Here is a 19,995-nt window from a genome sequence, read left to right on the forward strand (position 1 = left end):
AGGGCTTCGGCAGTACGTATACGAGTCAAAGTAAAAGTTCAAGGTTCCCCGATTTCTCCACCGACTTTTTGGGCAAAGGCTTTGGCTGTTTGGCGATCGCTAAAACGGGCGACGAGCATTGCTAATTCGCCCGTCTTCATTTCGCTTAATCATAATGAGTAAGGAGGCGAGATAATGCTGAAGGTGTGATTGACAAGAGATTTGAGATGCACGTCATCAGTCGAAAAGAATTGCAAGAGTTTTGCGAAAAGTATCGTCTCAAAGAATTTACATCAAATATGTTTTAACCCACGCAGAGTATGACAAGTATGAGTGGAAAAATGACTCGTACTTTTGATGCACAGTCTTATGCTGAGTTGTTAGTTCGCTATCAGCCTAAACCGATTATGACGGAAGCAGAGAATGACCACGCGATCGCTCTAGCTCAAGAATTGGAGCATCGCTCGACGCGATCGGAGGAAGAAACATTTCTGGAGCTTTTGATTACCCTGATTGAGAAGTTTGAAGCTGAACACTACCCTATTCCAGCAGGGACTACTGGATCAATGCTGGGGCATTTGATGGAGGCTAGAGATTTAGAAGAGGCTGACTTGATTCCGGTTTTAGGAACGCAGGAAAAGATCGCCGAAATCCTGACCGATAAGAGAACGATCGAGCTTGATGAGGCGAGAAAGCTAGCCAAGTTTTTCGGGTTGATTTGGATTTATTGCTGACATCAAAATGAGCAACGCTTTGATGAGTGAAAGTTCTACAGCTGCTTTCAGGTTTAGGGTTCCCCGACTTCTCCACCAACTTCTTGGGCAAAGGCTTCAGCTATAGGATTTTAATACGAACCGTATAATTAGACCCAGTAGGACTGCTGATCTTAACTGTATAGTCTCCATTGCTGGGGAGTTGCTCTTCCCACTGTTTAGTTGTATTTGCCGTGCCAATGATTTGACCATCTGGAGCAATCACTGTTACCTTCAGATCACCTTCTTTTATTTGGATAGTCATACGCTGTCCATTTTTACACCAGAGTAGATACTGCTTAATCTGATTTGCTGTAATACGACCCTGAACAGATGTTTCCGTACCTTCCTTATCAAAAGCAACTCTTTCAGGTTCATCTAGAATTGGCGATTTGAATGATTGAGGTTTCTCTACAATTTTTGATGAAGTGCTTGGCGTTGGCTCTTGTGACTGAGGGGAAGGTGTTGAAAACGCATTGAAAGGTAAAAAGTTTGGTGAAGCATGTAAAGGCGTTGGAACCTGAGAACTATCGGGGATAGAATTTGTCTCAGCCGCTTCATCTGGTTTACTCGAATCAGAAGAACTTTTTGGCAGATCTTGAGGCAAAGACAGGTTTGGACATGTTTTTTGATAGGGTGCCTCACCAAATACTTGTTTCCACTCACTGAATAAAAAGTTGCGCGTTAATCGAGAACACATTTCGGAAACTATACTTTTGGTTTGCAAATCCCACAATAAAATTCCAGCAGGTTGTTTCTTTTCTGAAGAGTCCTCCTCTAAGATGAACTCAGTAGCAAGGTTTTGTCCATCTGGGCTGAAGGCAAGTCTACTGACTCTGATTCGTCTACCTGGATATTCGAGGGTAGCTCTGCTGCCTACTTCTAGACGCTGTATCTCTTGACCAGTAGATACTTCAAAAATTCTGACAACATTCTCTAAACTGATTATTGCAATATATTTCTCATCTGGGCTGAAAGCTAATCCACTGTCACCACCATAGCCTGAACTACCTCCACCATCATTTTGTAACTCCATAACCCGATTGCCGCTGTTGGTTTCGATAATTTGAATTCCGTTGTATCGATCACTTGTAGCTAAATATGAACCCAATTGACTCAATGATGTCTCTTGGACTTTTCCTTTAAGACCTCCTATAACTTCAATTTGATTCTTGTTCACTATCCATAAAAAAGCGCTCCAACCATTACTTCTATAAAAGTGAATATTGCCATCTTTACTAACAGAAAAAGTACTCAAGAAGAGATCTTTCCTCACATTTTCCAAGGACATATTCGTTACTGCACTGTCACCTATAATTTTCAAATTATTAGAAAGCGATTCGATACTTTGTTGAAAAATCACTTTCTTAGTACTTATTTCTAAAATTCGCAGTATGTTATCTCGATCACTGCGAGTTGCAAGATAACGATCATCAAAACTAAAAGAAACAGAGCCAGGATCTAGACTCAGAATTAAGTCATTAGTGGCTATATCTCTTAGTTCTAAGGCGTTGTTTTGCAACCGAGCAACATATTAGACCTGTTGGGAAATAAAGGATAATATCTAGCAGTTGCAAGGTGTTCTCGTAATGCTAAATCTGAAGCGTATTCTCAAGCAAGACCGCCTGATGCGAGCCATGACGGGACTAACCCTCAAGGCATTCGAGGCTCTGCTGCCCAGTTTTACAGCCGTTTATCAGCAAAGTCTGGTGAAGCCAGCAGGAGCGCGCAAACGTGCGGTTGGAGGGGGACGTAAGGCAACCTTGCGAACAATAGCAGAGAAACTGTTCTATGTTTTGCTGTACTGCAACTGCTATCCCACGTTTGATTTGCTGAGTGTGTTGTTTGACTTTGACCGCTCCTGTGCCCATGACTGGGTGCATCGACTCCTGCCGATTTTAGAGACGACATTGGGAGACAAACAGGTTTTGCCAGAGCGCCAGTTGCGGAGTATGGAGGAGTTTATGGAACGCTTGCCCGATGTCAAGGAGGTGATTTTTGATGGCACAGAGCGTCCAGTGCAACGTCCCCAAGACCCTGACAAGCAAAAGGAACATTACTCCGGTCAAAAGAAACGGCATACCCGCAAGCACATTACCGGAACCACGCGAAAAAAGCGGGTGCGCTTCCTGACCAAAGCCAGACCTGGCAAAATCCATGACAAACGGCAATTAGATGAAGCAGATTTAGTTAGACCGACAGCGCCATTTAGTTCACTTGTACTATATGCTAAAATTTTCGTGACGCTACGATCTAACTAACGTTGGAACCGACAACCGAATTTGCACTCTTCGTAAGTGAGCAGAACCGCCTGCGGTTGCGGCTCAACTAGGTTTTAGCAAGATCCCAGAGGAGGTGGCGGTGGAAGGAGATTTAGGATTTCAGGGATTACAGAACGAATTTGACAACATCCGTCTGCCGCATAAAAAGCCCAGAGGCAAGGAATTGAGCGAACAGCAGAAACAGGAAAACCGTGAATTTAGTCGTCAACGAGTCAAATGTGAACATGCCCACGCGGGCATGAAGCGATATCATTCGGTCTCTGCAATTTATCGCAATCGTGTGACTGATTTTGATGACCACTTAATGTTGGTCGCAGCAGGGTTGTGGAACTTCTATTTGGAGGCTGCATAAATTGATAGAAGTGGGAAGCAATCTGTCGTCAGGAAACCTGTTCTTATTACCCAACAACTCTATTTCCCATGGAAGCTTAGTTCGTCGGTTTTGGGGTTCAGATTAAGTCCTCTTATTTTATCTCTTAAATTAGAATTAAAGATATTAGATGGACTTTCAAATTCAGTAAGATTGGTTATTAGACGCGCAGATCCTTTATCAAAACCTAAGTTCCAGTACCTTATCCCGTCCGCTTCTGCATATCCGTTTGATAATGCATATTTGCCTTCCCCAAAGAAAGCAGTGTATCGTACATGACCCCTGTGAGGTAAGACAGCTAATAGCTGCTTTGTAGTTGCATCTATAATTTGCACCGGAAAATCTATCGTATTTGAGCCTCCACTAGCTCCCTGCATCCCAAGAATTTGAGCTACATTCTTACTGCCCGAACTACGACACTCAAGAATTCCTGCTTGGATAACGGCACAATTGTTGGATTTAACTTGTTGCTCAATTGTTTCACTATTGGGTAAATCATGGGAAGCGGACAATCGCTCAATATCACTTCGCGATATAGGTGATTTGAGTAAATCAAGCCCGTAACGTAGAATAGCATTACCTTCAGCAGATGATACCTCTAGCGCATTTAATCGCCGAACACCTTCAACAGCAAGCAACATACTGACCTGTAGCTGAGTGCTGCCTTGTCTTCTTGCTACTTCAGCCTTGGATATCAACTGCTGTGCAAGAGCAATCTGAGCTTGTCGTTCTGCTTGCTCCTTTTGCTTAACCGTTTCCTGCCTTTGAAGCATTGCAACGACTCCAGCGACACTTACTAAAGCAACAGCAGCAATTGATACAGCAGCAATGGTACGAGCTTGTCTAATCTGCCGTTTTCTGACACGATCGCGCAATCCCAAACTTGCATCAATAAACTGATTTGCAGTGGAACTAAATCCACCCATCACTTGATTGAACGTTGGGTTCTTTTTGAGTTCTAGAACCTGTTCCAACTTCGAGCCAGTCCACAATTCATCCTCTGCCTTTTTCGCTTGCCACCGTGCCACATCATCATTCAGTCGATTACGAATCCCAATAGCTTGACGATTCTCTTTAATCCAAGTATTCAACATCTCCCACGATGTCAGTAAAGCTTCATGAGCAATCTCTACAGTTGATTCCTGGGCTTGAGATGGACGATCGCTCACCAACAAATTCTCGTCAATCAACTGCACCAGCACTCGCTGCTCTAGCTCACTGTCAAACTCCGATCGCAGTGCCCGTCTCCTTACAGGCTTCCATTCCGTCCCCGATTCCTCATCTCCACCAATTTCTACCAGCTTCAAGAAAATGCGTTGAGCCGCTAATCGTTCCGCTTCTGGCAACGCCTCATAAATCTGATTCACCCGCTTTTGCAAAGCACCCCGCACCCCACCCAAGCCTCGATAAGTGCTGATGTTTAAGGTACGATCGTGAATACTGCCATTCTCTTTCTCCGTATCCCACACCAGATTCAGCGTGTATTGCAACAACGGCAAATATCCTGCCTGTCCCTGTACATCCTTGGTGATCTCTTCCACGAGTCCTGTTTCAAACACCACTCCGTGATGTGCTGCTGGTTGCTCAATGGCTTGCCTCAACTCATCCACTCGCATTTCTGCCATCAATGGACGATGCTTATCGGTCGCCTTGACCAAGGTTGGATAGGGACTGAATCGATCGAGAAAATCTGCCCGCATCGTCGCCACAATTTTGACCGGGCAATCTTTTGTAGAACCCAGAAGCTTCAAGGCTGTGTTGAGTTGAACTAAGCCAGCAATAAAGCGATCGCGCTTCTCACCCTGGCTAGTCGTGAACAACTCCTCAAACTGATCGATGAAAATGAACCAGAAAGAGTCCGATCGTCTTAGCCCAGTTACAACCTGGGTCAGCGTATCCTCTCGACCTTCACGGGCAACTTGAGCTTCTGCTTGTTTGTAGTAGCGCAATAAGCTGCCATACAAAGATTCAAACGGATCTTGATCGGGGGTAAACGTTAAATTAACCAACCGAGAACCCCATTCCTTCTGCAACCAAGCCAACAGCCCTGCCCGCACTACCGACGACTTCCCACTGCCCGATGCGCCGAGTAGCAAAAGCAGGTTAGTCCGCTCTAGTTCATTTGCCAACTCTGTGATGAACTGGTCACGCCCAAAGAAAAACTCCTTATCTTCTGGCTCAAACTTCTTCAATCCTTTGTAGGGTGAAGTCTGATTGAATTTACGAGTTTTAATCTCATCAACAGAAACATAAATGTTTTTCTGCCCAAGAATTTGCTCAGTGGTGAACCGATCGCCAATTTGAATATCTCTGCCCTTCAGTTCTCCAATAATGAAGTTGATTTGTTCCTGCCGCAATGGAATTTGCAGCATATCGACAGGTTGACTCAGGGCTTGACGCAAGGCATCCCAATCCTCAGCACTGGCTGTGCCGTTACGAATGCGTTCCAGAATGGCATCAATCTCTTCGGGGGTAAACATAGAAACACCTCAAATTAAGGAATTACTTTTTTTGTATGGCTTTGCCTTGCAGAATAGGAGTCAAGTGTTCTGGAATTTGTTCTAAATCAATGGCATTGCAACCAAAGTCAAAGGCAGCGTTGTAGGGAAGTCCGTTGGATAACGATCGGTAAAAGCCCTTGGTGAAGTTGATTGCTGCCTTGTCGCCAATTTCTTTGTTCATGCCAACGATGTAATCGATAAAGGGACTCATCGCATCGGCTTGCGCTTTTGAGTAACAAGCATTCAGCACTATGCAGGAAATCGGTTTGGAATGTTTGGTGACCAATTCAAGCAACTTCACTAGGGCTGTCGTTGAAACTAGTTGAGCTTGCTGGTTTTCGTTCTGTAAAACCAATCCCTGTTCTACTGCGCCGTGACCACAAAAGTGAACGATGTCCGGTTTAAGGGTCAGCAGAACATCTTGTAGCTCTCCTGGGGTGGCTCCCCAACGTTGATCGAGAGTAAATTGTTCGCGATCGCTGCCTAACCGCAATGCCAGATCAATTTCTTTGACTTCTCTTTCCAGATTCAGCTTGGACTGATCCTTTGGACTGGCAGCTAATACCAAAATCTTGCGGACGGCGATCGCTAGTGTTGCAGAACTAGTCGAGACTGACAACTCTTTAAGTAGAGAACTAATCAAGTTACGCAACATCTCAGCATCGGTACTATTGACATGGCGATCGCCAATCTGAATCTCGCTCCCAGTAATCTTGCCAATGTTGATATTGAACTTACCTGAGGCAGTTGATTGCGGTGCAGGCTGACTAAGCTGTTGAGTAAATTGTTGACCTTCAGCAGTTTGGAGCCATTGGCGTAGATCTTCCACATCGCCATCGGCTGGTTTGTTGTGCAGGATGCGATCGAGAATCGCGTTCATTTCATTCGAGTTTGTCATGCTTGCTCTCTGTTGTTTTTGTTAAGTCGTTTGATTGAATTTGAGTGCGATCGTTCTGACCAAGTTGAAAGAAATAGTATTTTGAGTGACTGTTAAGATGAATTATGACTACTTCTATTCACTTATTTATCAAGATGCATTGCTGCAAAATGCTCTTGTAGCAATCTATGAATAAACCGATAGCGTCCACCTACCCGTTGAAGAATTGATCGCTCAGTGCAGTGATTGAGGAAGCGAGCATAGTTCCAAGGAATGAGTCCTTTAGAGTAGAGAATTATGCGTGTGACTCCGTACTTAATACAAGTTATGCCACCGTATTGAAGTCCGAAAAGTAACCCAGTAAATAGTCCGATGAGCAAACCAGAAGTAAATCCTTTCAAAACTCCCTCGAAGTGTAATCCAAGGTAAGGTATAACAATTCCTAAATCTATTAATCCAAGAACTCCACCCAGCAAACCGCCAATAAACGCAATGGTTAAAAAGAAAAACATTGCATTTTTAGCTGACATCCAAATACCTTGGTTTGGAAAAGTTTTAACCTCAATCTCTGAAGGAGTCAATCCATGCATAAGCATGTTAATTAATCCAAAAGTCAATCTAAACATCAGTACAATAAACATCACTTTTAAAGATATGCGACCCGAAAGAAGTAGAGCAACTATCAAAGCTCCTAAAGTTACTAGAGCTAACCTGTGGTCAATTTTATTGTCGCTCCTTGTTTGGGAAAGCATAAGAATGATTAGACATAGTATATGTATAGAAGATGTTCCACAAATATAAGTAGTTACACTACCACCAGCAACGTTTATAGTGAGGAATTGTGGATATGTCAGTTCTTTGCGAAACCCGTTTTTAGCTTTTCTCCATGACCAGATTAAGCCTTCGACAATTTTTATATCTTTATTCATAAGATTACGGACAATCAAACAGATAGCCACATAAATAGGGTATCCCCCCAGAAGTAGCTTTATACTTATTATTTTAATTATATATTTGAGTTCTATTCCTTGTTTTAGAAGTGTGAAAATGAATAAAATTACTAAAGTTAAAAAAACAGTGATACTAACATTAACAAGAGAGCCTCTTGCTAATCTAGGCGGTGGAACTCTCTCAATTAAGAACTCAGATTTTGCTTCTCCCTGCATATAAATAGCTAACCAAACAAGCCATGTGTAAGTCTTCTGAGTAAGAGAGCATGGGTGATCTTTTTTATTCTTTAAAGCAAATTTCACCGGTTTTCTCCTTATCATTTTCTGTATATAGCTATTCAATAAATATCTAATTCTTGCTTCAGTAGTTGTAAGCGTTTGCCACTGTTCATGAGAGAGTTCCTGAAAAGCTATTACTGCGATACTGAGAAATAAGGGAATGCGAACGAGAGCTAGCAACTCTGCGTCATGATCGAGCGTATGACATAACTCAGTCTGGTCAATAGAGTTGAGATAGCTCCGAATCTTATCGATCGTCAGTGCTTGAATAGAAATTGCACCATTAAGTAGTAGTTTGGTTTCATAGTTGTCGTACTCTTCATTGCGGCTGCACACAACCAGATAGGGAAGAGACCTTTCGCCAGTGAGTAGCTGTTGGTTAATAGCTTCGACACAAGTTTCCTGACGATCGGTTGCCATTTCATCTAACCCGTCTAGCAACGGCAATAGTTTGTGCTGGTCTAACCATTTACGAGTAATATCTGAGCGCACACGCAGTTTGAGTTCTTGTACTATCCATTCCTGTAGAGGCTGGCGATCGTCTTTCCAGGAAGACAAGTTGAACAAAACAGGCATCGGAAAATCTTGTTCTGTTTCTGCTCGCTCGATTAATTCCTTCGCTAGTTCCAAAAGCGTTGTAGTTTTACCAGATCCAGGGCTGCCTAAGATCAGTAGTCTGCCTGCAATATCTTCTCGATCAAAAACTTCAATAGTCTTTGCATCCTTCGACAGCAAAACATTTGGCTGATCTGCCACTTTGACTTTGGCATCCCAGAGGCGTTCTACTTGCTCTGGTTGTTCCTCTTTGCCTAAGTTCATCAACACAGCATGATGCAACGACTGCTTTAGGCTACTAGAAACTTCTGCTTTCATCATCCCCAAAAAATCTCGCTCAACGCGGGGACGTTTTGCCCTTTGCTGCTCCAGAAGTCTTTGCTGTTCACCCAGGGCAGATTGCAGCACTGCTTTGATGGTTTCCGCATCGGCACCCTGGTAAATGCGATCGCCAAACTGAATCTCTCCCCCACTAATTTGCTCAATATCGAAACTGAATTTCTCCTGCTGCAACTCAATTTGCACCACCTTACCGCTCTGCTTCAGCGATCGACGTAGCGCAGCCACATCCTTTTCCGTTGCCTTGTTTGTCAGAATGCGTTCAAGAATTGCGTCTAATTCTTCAGAGGTAAGCATAGGACTCCCAAAATTAAGTTAAGCGCCGTGTGACCTCATTATGACGGTCAATTTTTCCTGAGACAAGAATTACGATGTCTGGGTCATCATCAGGATGGCAAACAGGCTCCCAATATTGTATGGAAGGACGATCGCCTCCAGTGGTTAGGGCAGAGAAGCGATCGTCGCATTCTGGCAATGGTGTGTAACTCACCCGATCTTGATCAACCTCTAGTCAACGGCGAAGGCTGATAGTTAGAGACAGACGCAAACACATCGCGCATCAGCGCACTTGCCTGCACATTGTTGAGAGTCATCAAAAGATCACCTGTGCTATTGAGCTTGACCCACGTACTGCTGGCATTTACTCCTGTGCCCTGAGTTAGGGTGAGTTGGTCAAACGTCAACCCAGATGCTAAACCAAGACGGTCTTGACCCACTGTGAAGTCTAAAACCAGATCTGTCCCTTCGCCTGTCAATGCAAACGTATCCTTGCCAAGACCACCCACGAGCGTATTGTGACCGCTGCCACCAAACAGCAGGTCATCCCCCTGGTTACCCACCAGAAAGTCATCCCACTCCTGACCAAAGAGGGTATCGTTGCCCTCACCCCCCGCAAGGTAGTCTTTGCCCAAGCCGCCCAGCAGCGTGTCATTTCCGGCACCACCCCGCAGAAGGTCATTCCCACTCAGCCCCCAGAGTGTATCGTCGCCTCCTTGCCCATTAATCACATCATCCGAGTCGTCAAACCCCTTAGTCCGATTATTCAAATCGTTTAAGAAGCTGACAGTGTTACGGTTTAGCACCTGGTCATACTGCCACTCCGCATTAAAGACATCAAAGCTATCCTGCATTTCCGATTGACCCTCAAACAGGATGTTGCCCAGAGTTATGGTTGCGCCTTTACTCGTGGGGAGATTGTCAAGATTTTCCAGCGCAAAGTCTTTCAAAATAACCTGTGTATTAGCAACGCCTTCAAAACTAATCTCAAGGTCGCTGCCATTCTGAGTCAGAAGCATCTTTTGGGCCACTAAGTTAGCTCCCTTAAACTCAATGATATCCACCTCACCAATAGTTTCTGCGGTTGGAGCCGCCCCTCTAGCAATCCCACCAAAATCAATGATCGTATCCCTGCCATCGCCCAGGTTAATGATGAAGCGATCGTTCCCACCGCCACCTGAAAGGACATCGTTATCTGTGCCGCCAGTCAACACATCATTACCAAGTCCACCCAACAGTTGATCTTGCCCTGCACCGCCCAACAGTTGATCATTGCCCGCCTGTCCGTACAGAAAATCACTGCCGTCACCGCCATCCAATCGATCGTGTCCGGCACCCCCTTCTAGATAGTCATTGCCGCCAGCACCCAGCAGTTGATCATTCCCCTCGCCGTCGTAGAGAAAATCATCGCCAAGCCCACCATTGAGTAAATCGTTGCCGTTACCACCATCCAGATTGTCATCGCCCACTTCACCTAGAAGGGTGTCATTGCCTTCACCACCCAGAAAGGTATCGTTACCCAAACCCCCTTCTAGTCGATCGTTGCCTGCTTGCCCTTCCAGAAAATCATCGCCCTCACCACCGCTGAGAAAGTCATTTCCATCACCGCCGTCTAAGTCATCATCCCCAGCGCCACCAAAGATCTGGTCATTGCCCCCAGATCCCAGCAGCCGATCGCGTCCATCTCCACCATAAAGAGCGTCATCGCCATCACGTCCATCCAGAAAATCGTCGCCGCCTAAACCGCTGAGGATATTTGCGAACTGATCACCGATGAGGCGATCGCTGTAAGCAGATCCTTCCAGGTTCTCGATCGACTGAAAGACATCGCCCCTTGCATCTCCCGTTGCTCCCGCACCTGTGGTTAAGCTGGCTATCACACCTGCTGTCGCCGTGATGTAAGACGCAGTATCATTACCCTCGCCACCCTGAAGCAGGTCTGCGCTTGCACCACCAATCAGCGTATCGTCGCCTGCCTCTCCCATCAGTGTGTCGTTGCCGTCGTTGCCATAGAGCGTATCGTTGCCGCCTCTGGCTTCAATGACATCATCTCCGTTACCACCAGAGAGGCTGTTGATCTGGTCGTTGCCAATGAGGCGATCGTTCCCGTCGGAACCAACCACATTCTCAATGTTGAGGAGGCGATCGATGTCACCAAACCCATCTGTGGCAGTCCCTTGTTCTAGACTGACGAAAACAGCTTTTGGATCATAACGGTAGCTAACGGTGTCAATGCCATCACCACCATCTAACGTGTCACTCCCGGCATTGCCAATCAGTAAGTCATTACCTGCTAAAGCGGTGATCCGATTCCTATCGCCGCTGCCAATGAGAACATCATCAAAGTTGGAGCCAATGATATTTTCCAGGTTTTGCAGCGTATCTGTTGTACCAAAGCCATCGGTCGCCGTGCCCGCCGCGATCGCAAAGCCCGGTTCTAAATCGAAGGGACTGGCGGCATTGCTGTATTGTCTGCTCTCATCCAGGTTAACGACAGTTCCATTGGATGAATCGGCATAGCTGACAGTATCAATGCCAGCGCCACCGTTGATTTTGTCATTGCCAACCCCGCCAAACAATTGGTCATCGCCATCAAAGCCATCCAGACTATCATCTCCTGCACCACCAATGAGGGTATCGCTGCCTTCTTCACCAAACAGGCGATCATTCCCATTACCACCGTCGAGACTATCATCCCCTGTACCGCCAGCTAAGAGATCGTCACCATCCATCCCATACAGTTGGTCATTGTCTTCACCACCGAAGAGCCGATCGTCGCCCACTCCACCGTTGAACACATCCAGTCCGACACGCCCATATAACTCATCATTGCCCTCCCCACCATTAAGCTGATCGTTACCAATGCCACCCTCTAACAGGTCATCGCCAGCCTCACCAAACAGAGTATCATTGCCCTCATCGCCATAAAGTCGATCGTTCCCCTCGCCGCCGTAAAGCAAATCGTCACTACCGCGACCGCTGAGTCGATCGCTGCCCTCATCCCCAAAGAGTTGATCTGCCAATGAACTGCCGTACAGATTGTCATCCCCTGCACCGCCATGCAGTTCGGCGATCGCTGGAATGTCCACTGAGATCACATCGTTCCCCACATCAGCAAAAGCAACAACCTTGCTAATCCCAGAGTACGTGTCCTGATAGCCAAACGCTGAGACAAGAACATCGGGCATGATGTTAAATTGCTCATCAATTACTGTTTGACTAACATTGCGTTGATCAGCGCGTGTACCAATATTAAGAACCAGGGTGCGGCTGGCAGCGTCGTAGCTTGCTAGATTCGGTGGAAGTTGAGCAGAGCCTTGAGTCCCATTCCCAAAGTCAAATAAATCAAACGTGACCAGATTTTTTTCATAGCGATCGACCAGCTTGTCAAAGTCGCCTGTGATCAGACCCAAGAACCCTTTAATGGGGTTGAAGGTGATATGTTCGAGCCACGCATTGGCTCCAACTTGAATCTTGCCCTCGCTTGCAAAAAAGCCGTTAGCAAACAAACTATCTAAGTTTGAAAGTCTGACTTTGCTTTGTCTGTCTGGAAGGTAGAAATCGGCTTTTCCAGTTAGAAAGACATCGCCACCGACCTCAAAAAGGACTGGAATACCAGCGCTGGCTCCCGCTTTGAGGGTTGCATTCACTTCAAACAGTGGTTGGCTACCATCAATATAAAAGCCAGACAGAGGCGCATTATTTTTGAGACCCGCCGTGTCATAGCCAAAGGTTAAACCAGGACTGGTGAAGGCTGCACTACCGCTCCAGTTGAAAAACACTGGAAATGGCGGCACAATGGGAAATTTTTCGCTGTAGCTAAAGCCTGCACTAAATTCAGGCAAGGTGAAATTTAGCAAGCCTATATCTTTGCCTAAGAGTAGATCAAAGGCTGTTGTAGGCGTTTCTAAGAGAGGAAAGGTGAAACCACCACCAGCAATGTTTTTTGCATCCGAAAAGAAGCTCAAGCCTCTGCTAGCTGCCTGTTGAAGTGGCGCGATCTCGTAAGGTGTAGACGTTGTGATTTGTCCACTGGCATTAGTGCTGAAGTCACCTAAATGGATGAAGCGACTATCTCCAGCCAAATTGTTGACCGTAGTTCCGGCTTGATCGACGGCATTAACGATGGTGGAGAATTGATCCAGGGCATCGAATAGAGCAAAGTTAGACGCTCCCCCAAATGTTTTTGCCAGATTCAACAAGCTAATGCGAACACCCAAATCACTGAGTCCTGGCACCTCTTTTGTCAAAATCTCTCGGATCGGCTCAAAGGGTTTGAGCACCTGTCCCACTTCGCCAATGACTGGTTTAGCAAAGTCTTGTATAAAGGAGCCTAAATCTAGACGCACATCTTTGAAGGCGATGCTAGGCGTGCTGATGGGATTGTCTAGATTGAGGCTGAGGTTGAGGGTAGACGCGATCGAGGGAATGCCGGGCGCATCACCGAAGTCAGTGGTAAGTGCCAGGTTGAAGTTGAGAATGTCGTTGGCGCTGACGTAATCATTTGCGCCGAGTGCCTGGTCTAAGGCAGCATCAATGGTTTTGCGGATTAAGGCTGCGTCGGCATCGGTTGCCAGTTTACCTAAGTTGGCTTCGGCAGTATCGAGTCCGGCTTTGAGGGGTGCAAATTTGTCATCAAGCGCAGTTTCAAATTTGCTGAGAGTGGTCTTTAAGCTCTCAAGTTCACTAATGAGTTGTTGAGGGTTGAGTTGGTCTGGCATGACTCGTCTCGGTGAATGGATAAATTCGCTGTTTTCTGCGAACAACTCCATCAAATCTGTTGGCTATCTGAGTTCAAGACTGGGTTATTCTGACTTATTCTGAGTTGTGATCGCATCTTTGATTCTTCACATTGCAAAAAGCGATCACTCCTCCCTTCAGAAGCCAGCGATCGCCAAATTCAACTGTCTGATACTGAGACAATTGGGTAAGTGCGCTCGCCCTTCAGCAACTAGCGATCGCTCTTTAACCAAAACAAATCGACTGATTCATAACCATCCATCACGCTTACCTGGACTGATCGGAATTCGTGTACGCTAGACGTATCCCTTATGGGTTACGCAGGATGTTAAAGATTAGTGTAGATCATGCAGCGGGTCAGCTAAAGGCTCTTCTGGAAAGAGTTTCCAGAGGGGAAGAGGTGATTCTGGTGGAGCAGGATCGGGAGGTTGCCCGACTGGTGCCACCATTGGGACGAGAACAATGGTTAAACCGCACGAGGCAATTTCGGGAGTCTCTGCAAGTTCAAGGGGAAGCTTTGAGTGCAACAGTGATGCAGGCTCGACAAGAGGAACGCGGTTGATTTATCTAGATACCAGCGTTGTGGCTCCGTTGTATTGGGCAGAGGCACTCAGTGATCGGGTTGAAGCATTGCTCAGGCAGGAAGTTGAATTGGGAATTAGCCAATTGGTTGAGGTAGAACTTTGCTCCGCCTTGTCTCGTCGGGTTAGGGTAGGAGAAATTGAGCGTGATGAAGCTCAAGCTATTGCCAGTCGTTTTCAAACTGATCTCAATAGTGGTTTTTATAGCCAGCTAGACCTGGAGCCAATTCACTACGACATGGCACGGAATTGGATTAGGCGGTTTGATACACCTTTGCGGACTTTGGATGCTTTGCATTCGGCAATTGCATCTGCCCATACCATTCCACTGGTTACGGCAGATGAAGGGTTGGCTGTCTGTGCGAATGTGCTTGGCGTTGAGGTACAGGTCTTGAGACTAATTGCAGAATGAGAGGACGATCGCTCCCATCATTCGCGCTGGCAGGACTAACGCTGAAGGGTGGAGATGATTAAAGCCACGATCGCCCACCATCTTCACCACAGAATCATCCTTCCATTTGATCTGCCGATCGCCTATGTGCTTAAGCGATCGCGCCTTTGATTCTTCACACCCATGCAAAGAGCGATCGCCTTCAAGAGAAGGGGCGATCTCCGCTGCAAATTCTCACTGAGTGATTGAAGAACCTCCCTGGCACACCGTAATTGTAAATCAATGATCTGTTCATCACTCGACTGGGCACGTTAGATAAGGTAGATTTGAGTTTTATCAGCCTGTCTGATCTAAAGATGTAGTTTGCAAGTCAGAGATGGCTTGTTTGGTGAAGTGCCTGTAGGACTCCTACAAAAAATATGTTCAGAGGATACTATGATTGCACTTACTTAACTTGTATACCTGACACAGAAAGCTTGCCGCCACCGGAATCTCCCGGTCCTTGTCCCGTATTACCAAAAGTAACAGTAACGCTTGATGCATCGGGATTTATTTCAGGTTGTAACGTTATATATGCACGTGTTGTACCTGAAGCAGGAATCACGTCGCTCCAACGGTTAGCACCAACGCTGTAGGGGTTGCCTAAATTATCAAAGGCATAAAAACCGTTGAAGAAAAAGCTCAAGTTCAAATCCCTTGTAGTGTGATTTTTAGCACGTACATAAAGTTTTGCCACTCCATCAGTTTTTTCAACCTCATCAACAATTAACTGCAAGCCATTAATTACATCAGACGACCAAGGGCCTTTGTATACCTGAGTTAGTTGCTTTTGAGGTTGCGAAGGTGAGTCAGAAGAAGGTTGATTGACCTCTGGTTGCGAATCAGCCACCTCCTTGGAGGGAATTGGTTTGGGTGCTCTGGCAAAGTTTTTAGAATCGCAAGGCTGTGTAAACCCTGCATTAATCCAACCTTTGATCGGATCACTAATTTCTATGAAATCACCTTGCCTCATTTTGGTAGTTGATGCTTGTTGCCTTGAAGATAGCTTCCCAATAGCCTCAGCATTTAAGTCGGGTGACGGGCGTATGTTCAATTCAACTTTGACATCAGCAGCAACGCAGCTTGATATTGAAGGATCTTGAATGGGCGTAGGGCTAGGTTCAGGAATTGGTGTTTCACTAGCTATGGAACCGGGATCTGAAGTTGGAGCTGATATTTTAGGAGGTGTAGAGTCACCGGGTGGGATCTGAATTCTGGGTGCTATGAGCATACCTGCTCCAACTAAACCACCTGTAACGAAAGTAGGAATTAATATCTTTTTAAGGAAATCTGTCCAAGGTGAATGTGGGGGCGAAGGTTGAGGTGCGGGCGGCTCAAGAAAATCTGTAATTGGAGGAACAGTAGGGAATTTGAAGTTCAGACACCGCTGGGTTAGTTCTGCTCCACGTAAATCTCCCAATTTCTGCCGCAGCTTAAACGCTTGATTCAGCAAGTTCCGCGCTCTAAACGTTTCACCAAGACCAAGAGAACGAACGCCCGATTGATGCAGTACCCAAGCGACAGCAGAGTTATCGCCCAGATTTTCTGCTGCTTGTTCGTACCATTGAAGTACCTGTGCTTGAAGCTCCCACTGCCCTGAGAGCGCTAACGCACTTTCAAACGGCTTGCCTAGCAAAAGAACATCATTCCATCGACCTTGCTTAACTGACCACTGCAACAGATGGGAGATTGCTTCAGATTCTTGTTGCAGCTTTTCGGGGGTCGTGTTCTGTGCCCATTTCGTGACAAAGAATACAGCCCTCTCCATGTAAGGAGTTAGATTCTCTATCTGTTTGACAGAATCCAGCAAATTGGCACTCAAGCTGTAGCGAGAGCCTTCCTGCTGCACAAGGTGCATTTCTCTCAAGGTTCCGAGATCTGATTCTGTGCCTTCGTCTGCGATCGCTAATGCTTGCTTGGCTGAAATCGCAATTCCTCCTAAAGCCGCCAGTGCAGCTAAGATCGATCGCTTTTGCTGACTGAGAGGCTTGAGTAACTGTTCAGTTCGAGCTTTTTGAGAGGTATTCTTCTGAACTCGCCCAGCAACATCGGCCAACCATTCCTTGCTTTCACGCACACCTGCAATGTGTTGAAGAATCTCAAGCGGGTGTCCGTTAAGATCAGTACAAATTGCTGTGACTGCCGCTTGCTCTTGAGCCGTGAGCGATCGCTTCAATTCCCGTTCTATTAAATCCAAAGAAGCATCCAATGAAAGCCCACCGACCTGAATCGGATGCCCTTCGCCCCATAAGCTGCGCTCTGACGATGTAAAAGCAAAAACGCAATTCGGTGCAGTTTCCCCTAGCTTCTCAATGTCCTTCCGAGACAGTTTTGCATTGTCGAGTAGGATCAGGGCACGCTTATTTTGTAATTCATGCCGAACTCGAATAGCAGACGGTTTGAAGGGGCGATCGCTGGCGTAAAAAGCCTCAAACAGTTTTTGCTGCAAATCCTCAACAGGCTCCTCACGCAGCAAATGGAAGTAAATCACGCCATCTGGAAAATATTTCAAGGACGCAGCAATTTTGTGGTGAGCAAGTTGCCGCAAAAGGACTGATTTACCGATTCCTGCTGAACCGTAGAGTTCAATGGTTTGTGATGCTTCAAGTGCCATAACACTCTGCCCAATCTCTGTTTTTCGTCCAAACAGGTCGGAAGAAAGACGCGGAAGCAACCTAATCGGCGTTTGTAGAGCAGTGATTCGAGGAGCTTGCTCTGGTGGCAAGATGTTAACCACCCCTCCTTGAGGCGTGATCTCGTATTTGAAAAAATGATTATTGTTGCCCTGAACGAAGTTGAATTCGTTGCCATCGCCTGAAATCTGAATATCGCCAACAAGGTACTGATGATCGGGTTGAGGCTGGGAATTATGTTGCGTCATGGTTACACCATCCAGGTTTTTGCAAGGAGTGCAGCGACTTTCGTTACGGGTTCTGCCAAAGTGATAGCGCTCTCTAGTGCTTGCTTGAGGGCAGCGATCGCCTCATCAACAAGGCTCCTATTCGGTTTTGGTTTCTGTAATTCAGCTTCGATCTCACTGATGGGAACATTTGCGATCTTTTTCTGCATTGAACTGAGTGCAGAGTTGGTAGCGATCGCTTCCTTAAGCTGTGCGAGGGCAGCGATCGCAGCTTGCAGATCGGATGAGGCGGCAGAATGATTGATATTTTGAGATACGGTATTGCCATCCCCTTGAACTATGTTGAAAGCATTACTGTTGCCTTTGTTTGAGATATTGCCGATTGAATTTGAGGAGCGTGGAGCAGACAGAAGATGTGGGGCAATTGGGTTTGATTCAGTCATGGGCTGAGGTATGGGAAAAAGGTTTGCAGTTCCTTGACGAATGTGCTGGATGGGAGTGTTGACTTCAGGGTTTTTGTCGGATTTCAGGACATTTTTGGCAGAGTCAAAGGCATCTTGAAACGATCGCCCATGACCGAGGGCAGCATAGAATATAGGTGCAAAATGAATGGCGGTTTTGTCGCCGATCGCCTTCTCCATTCCAACCACGCAGTCGATCTGTTGGTAAATGGCATCTGCTTGAACTTTGGAATAGCAGGCATTAAGGAAGACGCATTTGACCGTAGCTTTGCTCAACCTGAACAATTCCACTAGGGCATCGGTAGGCACTGCCTTTATCTGTCCGTTGTTATCTTCCAGGATTAGACCGTCTTCGCCTGCTCCATGTCCAGAAAAATGAACAACGTCTGGATTGTGTTTTAGAACTGCGAGAGACAGATCATCGACTCTTACTGCACCTCTACTAATAATTTCAAATCGATCTCTATGGGTAGCCCGTTCTAATGCATCTTCAATTTCGCGGATTTCTTCATTCAACCGGAGGGGATCAGTATTACGGGGATTGGCAGTGAGGATGAGGAGCTTAACCTTGTTCACAACGATACTCTCCTTGAATTGGCTTAATTCTTGGCTCCGTCAGATCTAGCACTCGCAGGCGATGATCAACTCTTGGACACTGATACAGATAATCTTTAGTGTCTTTAATCCTTGCTCAAGAGAATTCTAGGGGAAGCTTCAAGACCAAATGGTGAAATTTCGTGTTTTCTTCACTTCTTCTTTAAGGTTGATTCACAACGCCTGCTTATGTAGGATTCATTGCCCAAATGAATTTTTTAGAGAAGCCCGATCGCACACTATTGAACTGCAACCTCGATCGAGTATTCCTTGAGTGGTGACTGTTCCCACGATCGCCCTTGCCTAAACCGAAGTGTCGTTCGTCCAGGTTTAAGCGCCTGAATCGCAAATATTTCGTTTCGGCTAGAACCGATCGCAGGTTGAGCAGACTCATGATTACCCGCTTCCGATGGTACGGCGATTACAGCAACCATTGAATCACCGCTTTGAGTGATTTCATACGTCCATTGATAACCCGCTGTGGCAAGTCCAGGGAGCGTCAGGCTATACGTTTCGCCGACTTCAAGGTTGAGGCTAGTGGGAATGTTCATATTGATTGCAAAATTTAGGGTAAACAGTTCTGAGGATAGTCAGGTTGTCAAGACAAGAAGCAGCGGTTGGAGAGCGATCGCCCTAGAAATGGCAGACAAAAGGGACGATCGCGTGCACACGTGATCGAGCCGCTAATTGATCTTGTACCGCTGTTGAGACATCAATCGATAACCCTGGCTGTAGCACTCTCCGTTTTTGTTCTGGAAATCCTCAAACGTCCAGCCCCAAACAATTGGTCTACCATCGTTACCGGGTGTCCAGATACCGTCATAGCGAATCTGACCCCCACCAATGTCATACCGCTGTTGATGCATGAGCCGATAGCCATTGCTATAAAACTCCCCATTTTTTTTCTGAAAGTCCTGGAACGTATAGCCCCAAACGATTGGTCTACCATCGTTACCAGGTATCCAAATACCGTCATAGCGAATCTGTCCCCCACCAATGTCATACCGCTGTTGATGTGCCAACCGATATCCCTGGCTGTAGCACTCTCCATTCTTCTTCTGGAAATCCTCAAACGTCCAGCCCCAAACGATTGGTCTACCATCGTTACCAGGTGTCCAAATACCGTCATAGCGAATCTGTCCCCCACCAATGTCATACCGCTGTTGATG

Annotated in this window: 14 protein-coding genes and 1 pseudogene; 5 read left to right on the plus strand and 10 right to left on the minus strand. The window is 46.2% G+C overall.

Annotated elements, in window-relative coordinates; translation table 11 throughout:
* Positions 1-320 precede the first annotated feature (320 nt).
* Positions 321-713, plus strand: coding sequence for a helix-turn-helix domain-containing protein (locus tag ACJ2PR_RS01860; protein WP_446875700.1), 393 nt, complete (start codon positions 321-323; stop codon positions 711-713).
* A 100-nt stretch (positions 714-813) separates the two neighbouring features.
* Here the strand turns inward: ACJ2PR_RS01860 and ACJ2PR_RS01865 are convergent, their stop codons facing one another.
* On the minus strand, positions 814-2,253 hold the full coding sequence (locus tag ACJ2PR_RS01865; RefSeq protein ID WP_446875701.1) for a WD40 repeat domain-containing protein: 1,440 nt from the start codon (positions 2,251-2,253) through the stop codon (positions 814-816).
* Positions 2,254-2,320: 67 nt separating this feature from the next.
* On the opposite strand from ACJ2PR_RS01865, the gene ACJ2PR_RS01870 reads away from it, so the two are divergent.
* The gene (locus tag ACJ2PR_RS01870) at positions 2,321-2,992 is read left to right on the plus strand and encodes a transposase family protein (RefSeq protein ID WP_446875702.1); all 672 of its coding nucleotides are present in this window, start codon (positions 2,321-2,323) and stop codon (positions 2,990-2,992) included.
* 100 nt (positions 2,993-3,092) lie between these two features.
* On the plus strand, positions 3,093-3,365 hold the full coding sequence (locus ACJ2PR_RS01875; protein ID WP_446875703.1) for a transposase family protein: 273 nt from the start codon (positions 3,093-3,095) through the stop codon (positions 3,363-3,365).
* 59 nt (positions 3,366-3,424) lie between these two features.
* Here the strand turns inward: ACJ2PR_RS01875 and ACJ2PR_RS01880 are convergent, their stop codons facing one another.
* The 5 genes from ACJ2PR_RS01880 to ACJ2PR_RS01900 all read right to left on the minus strand — a co-directional run bounded on the left by ACJ2PR_RS01880 (position 3,425) and on the right by ACJ2PR_RS01900 (position 13,881).
* Positions 3,425-5,863, minus strand: coding sequence for an nSTAND1 domain-containing NTPase (locus ACJ2PR_RS01880; RefSeq protein ID WP_446875704.1), 2,439 nt, complete (start codon positions 5,861-5,863; stop codon positions 3,425-3,427).
* Positions 5,864-5,885: 22 nt separating this feature from the next.
* Positions 5,886-6,782, minus strand: a complete 897-nt coding sequence (locus ACJ2PR_RS01885; RefSeq protein ID WP_446875705.1) for a CHAT domain-containing protein — start codon at positions 6,780-6,782, stop codon at positions 5,886-5,888.
* A 122-nt stretch (positions 6,783-6,904) separates the two neighbouring features.
* Positions 6,905-9,181: an NACHT domain-containing protein gene (locus ACJ2PR_RS01890; protein WP_446875706.1), complete on the minus strand. Its 2,277-nt coding sequence runs from the start codon at positions 9,179-9,181 to the stop codon at positions 6,905-6,907.
* Between the two features lie 13 nt (positions 9,182-9,194).
* Positions 9,195-9,374 carry a hypothetical protein gene (locus ACJ2PR_RS01895; protein WP_446875707.1) on the minus strand — a complete coding sequence of 60 codons (180 nt, stop codon included), beginning with the start codon at positions 9,372-9,374 and terminating at the stop codon, positions 9,195-9,197.
* A 10-nt stretch (positions 9,375-9,384) separates the two neighbouring features.
* A complete protein-coding gene (locus ACJ2PR_RS01900) occupies positions 9,385-13,881 on the minus strand; it encodes a calcium-binding protein (protein ID WP_446875708.1) in 4,497 nt (1,498 codons plus the stop codon).
* 344 nt (positions 13,882-14,225) lie between these two features.
* Between ACJ2PR_RS01900 and ACJ2PR_RS01905 the strand changes: the two genes are divergently transcribed.
* Together ACJ2PR_RS01905 and ACJ2PR_RS01910 are read left to right on the plus strand one after the other, a co-directional pair.
* Positions 14,226-14,462, plus strand: a complete 237-nt coding sequence (locus ACJ2PR_RS01905) for a type II toxin-antitoxin system Phd/YefM family antitoxin (protein WP_446875709.1) — start codon at positions 14,226-14,228, stop codon at positions 14,460-14,462.
* The gene (locus ACJ2PR_RS01910; RefSeq protein WP_446875710.1) at positions 14,459-14,893 is read left to right on the plus strand and encodes a type II toxin-antitoxin system VapC family toxin; all 435 of its coding nucleotides are present in this window, start codon (positions 14,459-14,461) and stop codon (positions 14,891-14,893) included. The genes ACJ2PR_RS01905 and ACJ2PR_RS01910 overlap by 4 nt, the downstream gene beginning before the upstream one ends.
* A gap of 424 nt (positions 14,894-15,317) precedes the next feature.
* Here ACJ2PR_RS01910 and ACJ2PR_RS01915 read toward each other — a convergent pair whose 3' ends face one another.
* The 4 genes and pseudogenes from ACJ2PR_RS01915 to ACJ2PR_RS01930 all read right to left on the minus strand — a co-directional run.
* Positions 15,318-17,792: an NB-ARC domain-containing protein gene (locus tag ACJ2PR_RS01915; RefSeq protein ID WP_446875711.1), complete on the minus strand. Its 2,475-nt coding sequence runs from the start codon at positions 17,790-17,792 to the stop codon at positions 15,318-15,320.
* Positions 17,793-17,794: 2 nt separating this feature from the next.
* Positions 17,795-18,829 (minus strand): annotated as a pseudogene (locus ACJ2PR_RS01920) (CHAT domain-containing protein); the annotation flags it as partial.
* Positions 18,830-19,065: 236 nt separating this feature from the next.
* A complete protein-coding gene (locus tag ACJ2PR_RS01925; RefSeq protein WP_446875712.1) occupies positions 19,066-19,377 on the minus strand; it encodes a protease inhibitor I42 family protein in 312 nt (103 codons plus the stop codon).
* 132 nt (positions 19,378-19,509) lie between these two features.
* Positions 19,510-19,995: hypothetical protein (locus ACJ2PR_RS01930; protein ID WP_446875713.1), on the minus strand; the 486-nt coding region annotated here is incomplete at its 5' end.

It is taken from the genome of Phormidesmis sp. 146-33, assembly GCF_052939515.1.

Coding starts and splice junctions, on each gene's coding strand:
- ACJ2PR_RS01880 (WP_446875704.1), bottom strand. CDS start 5,863: ATGTTTACCCCCGAAGAGATTGATGCCATTCTGGAACGCATTCGTAAC.
- ACJ2PR_RS01860 (WP_446875700.1), top strand. CDS start 321: ATGACTCGTACTTTTGATGCACAGTCTTATGCTGAGTTGTTAGTTCGC.
- ACJ2PR_RS01890 (WP_446875706.1), bottom strand. CDS start 9,181: ATGCTTACCTCTGAAGAATTAGACGCAATTCTTGAACGCATTCTGACA.
- ACJ2PR_RS01900 (WP_446875708.1), bottom strand. CDS start 13,881: ATGCCAGACCAACTCAACCCTCAACAACTCATTAGTGAACTTGAGAGC.
- ACJ2PR_RS01885 (WP_446875705.1), bottom strand. CDS start 6,782: ATGACAAACTCGAATGAAATGAACGCGATTCTCGATCGCATCCTGCAC.
- ACJ2PR_RS01870 (WP_446875702.1), top strand. CDS start 2,321: ATGCTAAATCTGAAGCGTATTCTCAAGCAAGACCGCCTGATGCGAGCC.
- ACJ2PR_RS01905 (WP_446875709.1), top strand. CDS start 14,226: ATGTTAAAGATTAGTGTAGATCATGCAGCGGGTCAGCTAAAGGCTCTT.
- ACJ2PR_RS01915 (WP_446875711.1), bottom strand. CDS start 17,792: ATGACGCAACATAATTCCCAGCCTCAACCCGATCATCAGTACCTTGTT.
- ACJ2PR_RS01925 (WP_446875712.1), bottom strand. CDS start 19,377: ATGAACATTCCCACTAGCCTCAACCTTGAAGTCGGCGAAACGTATAGC.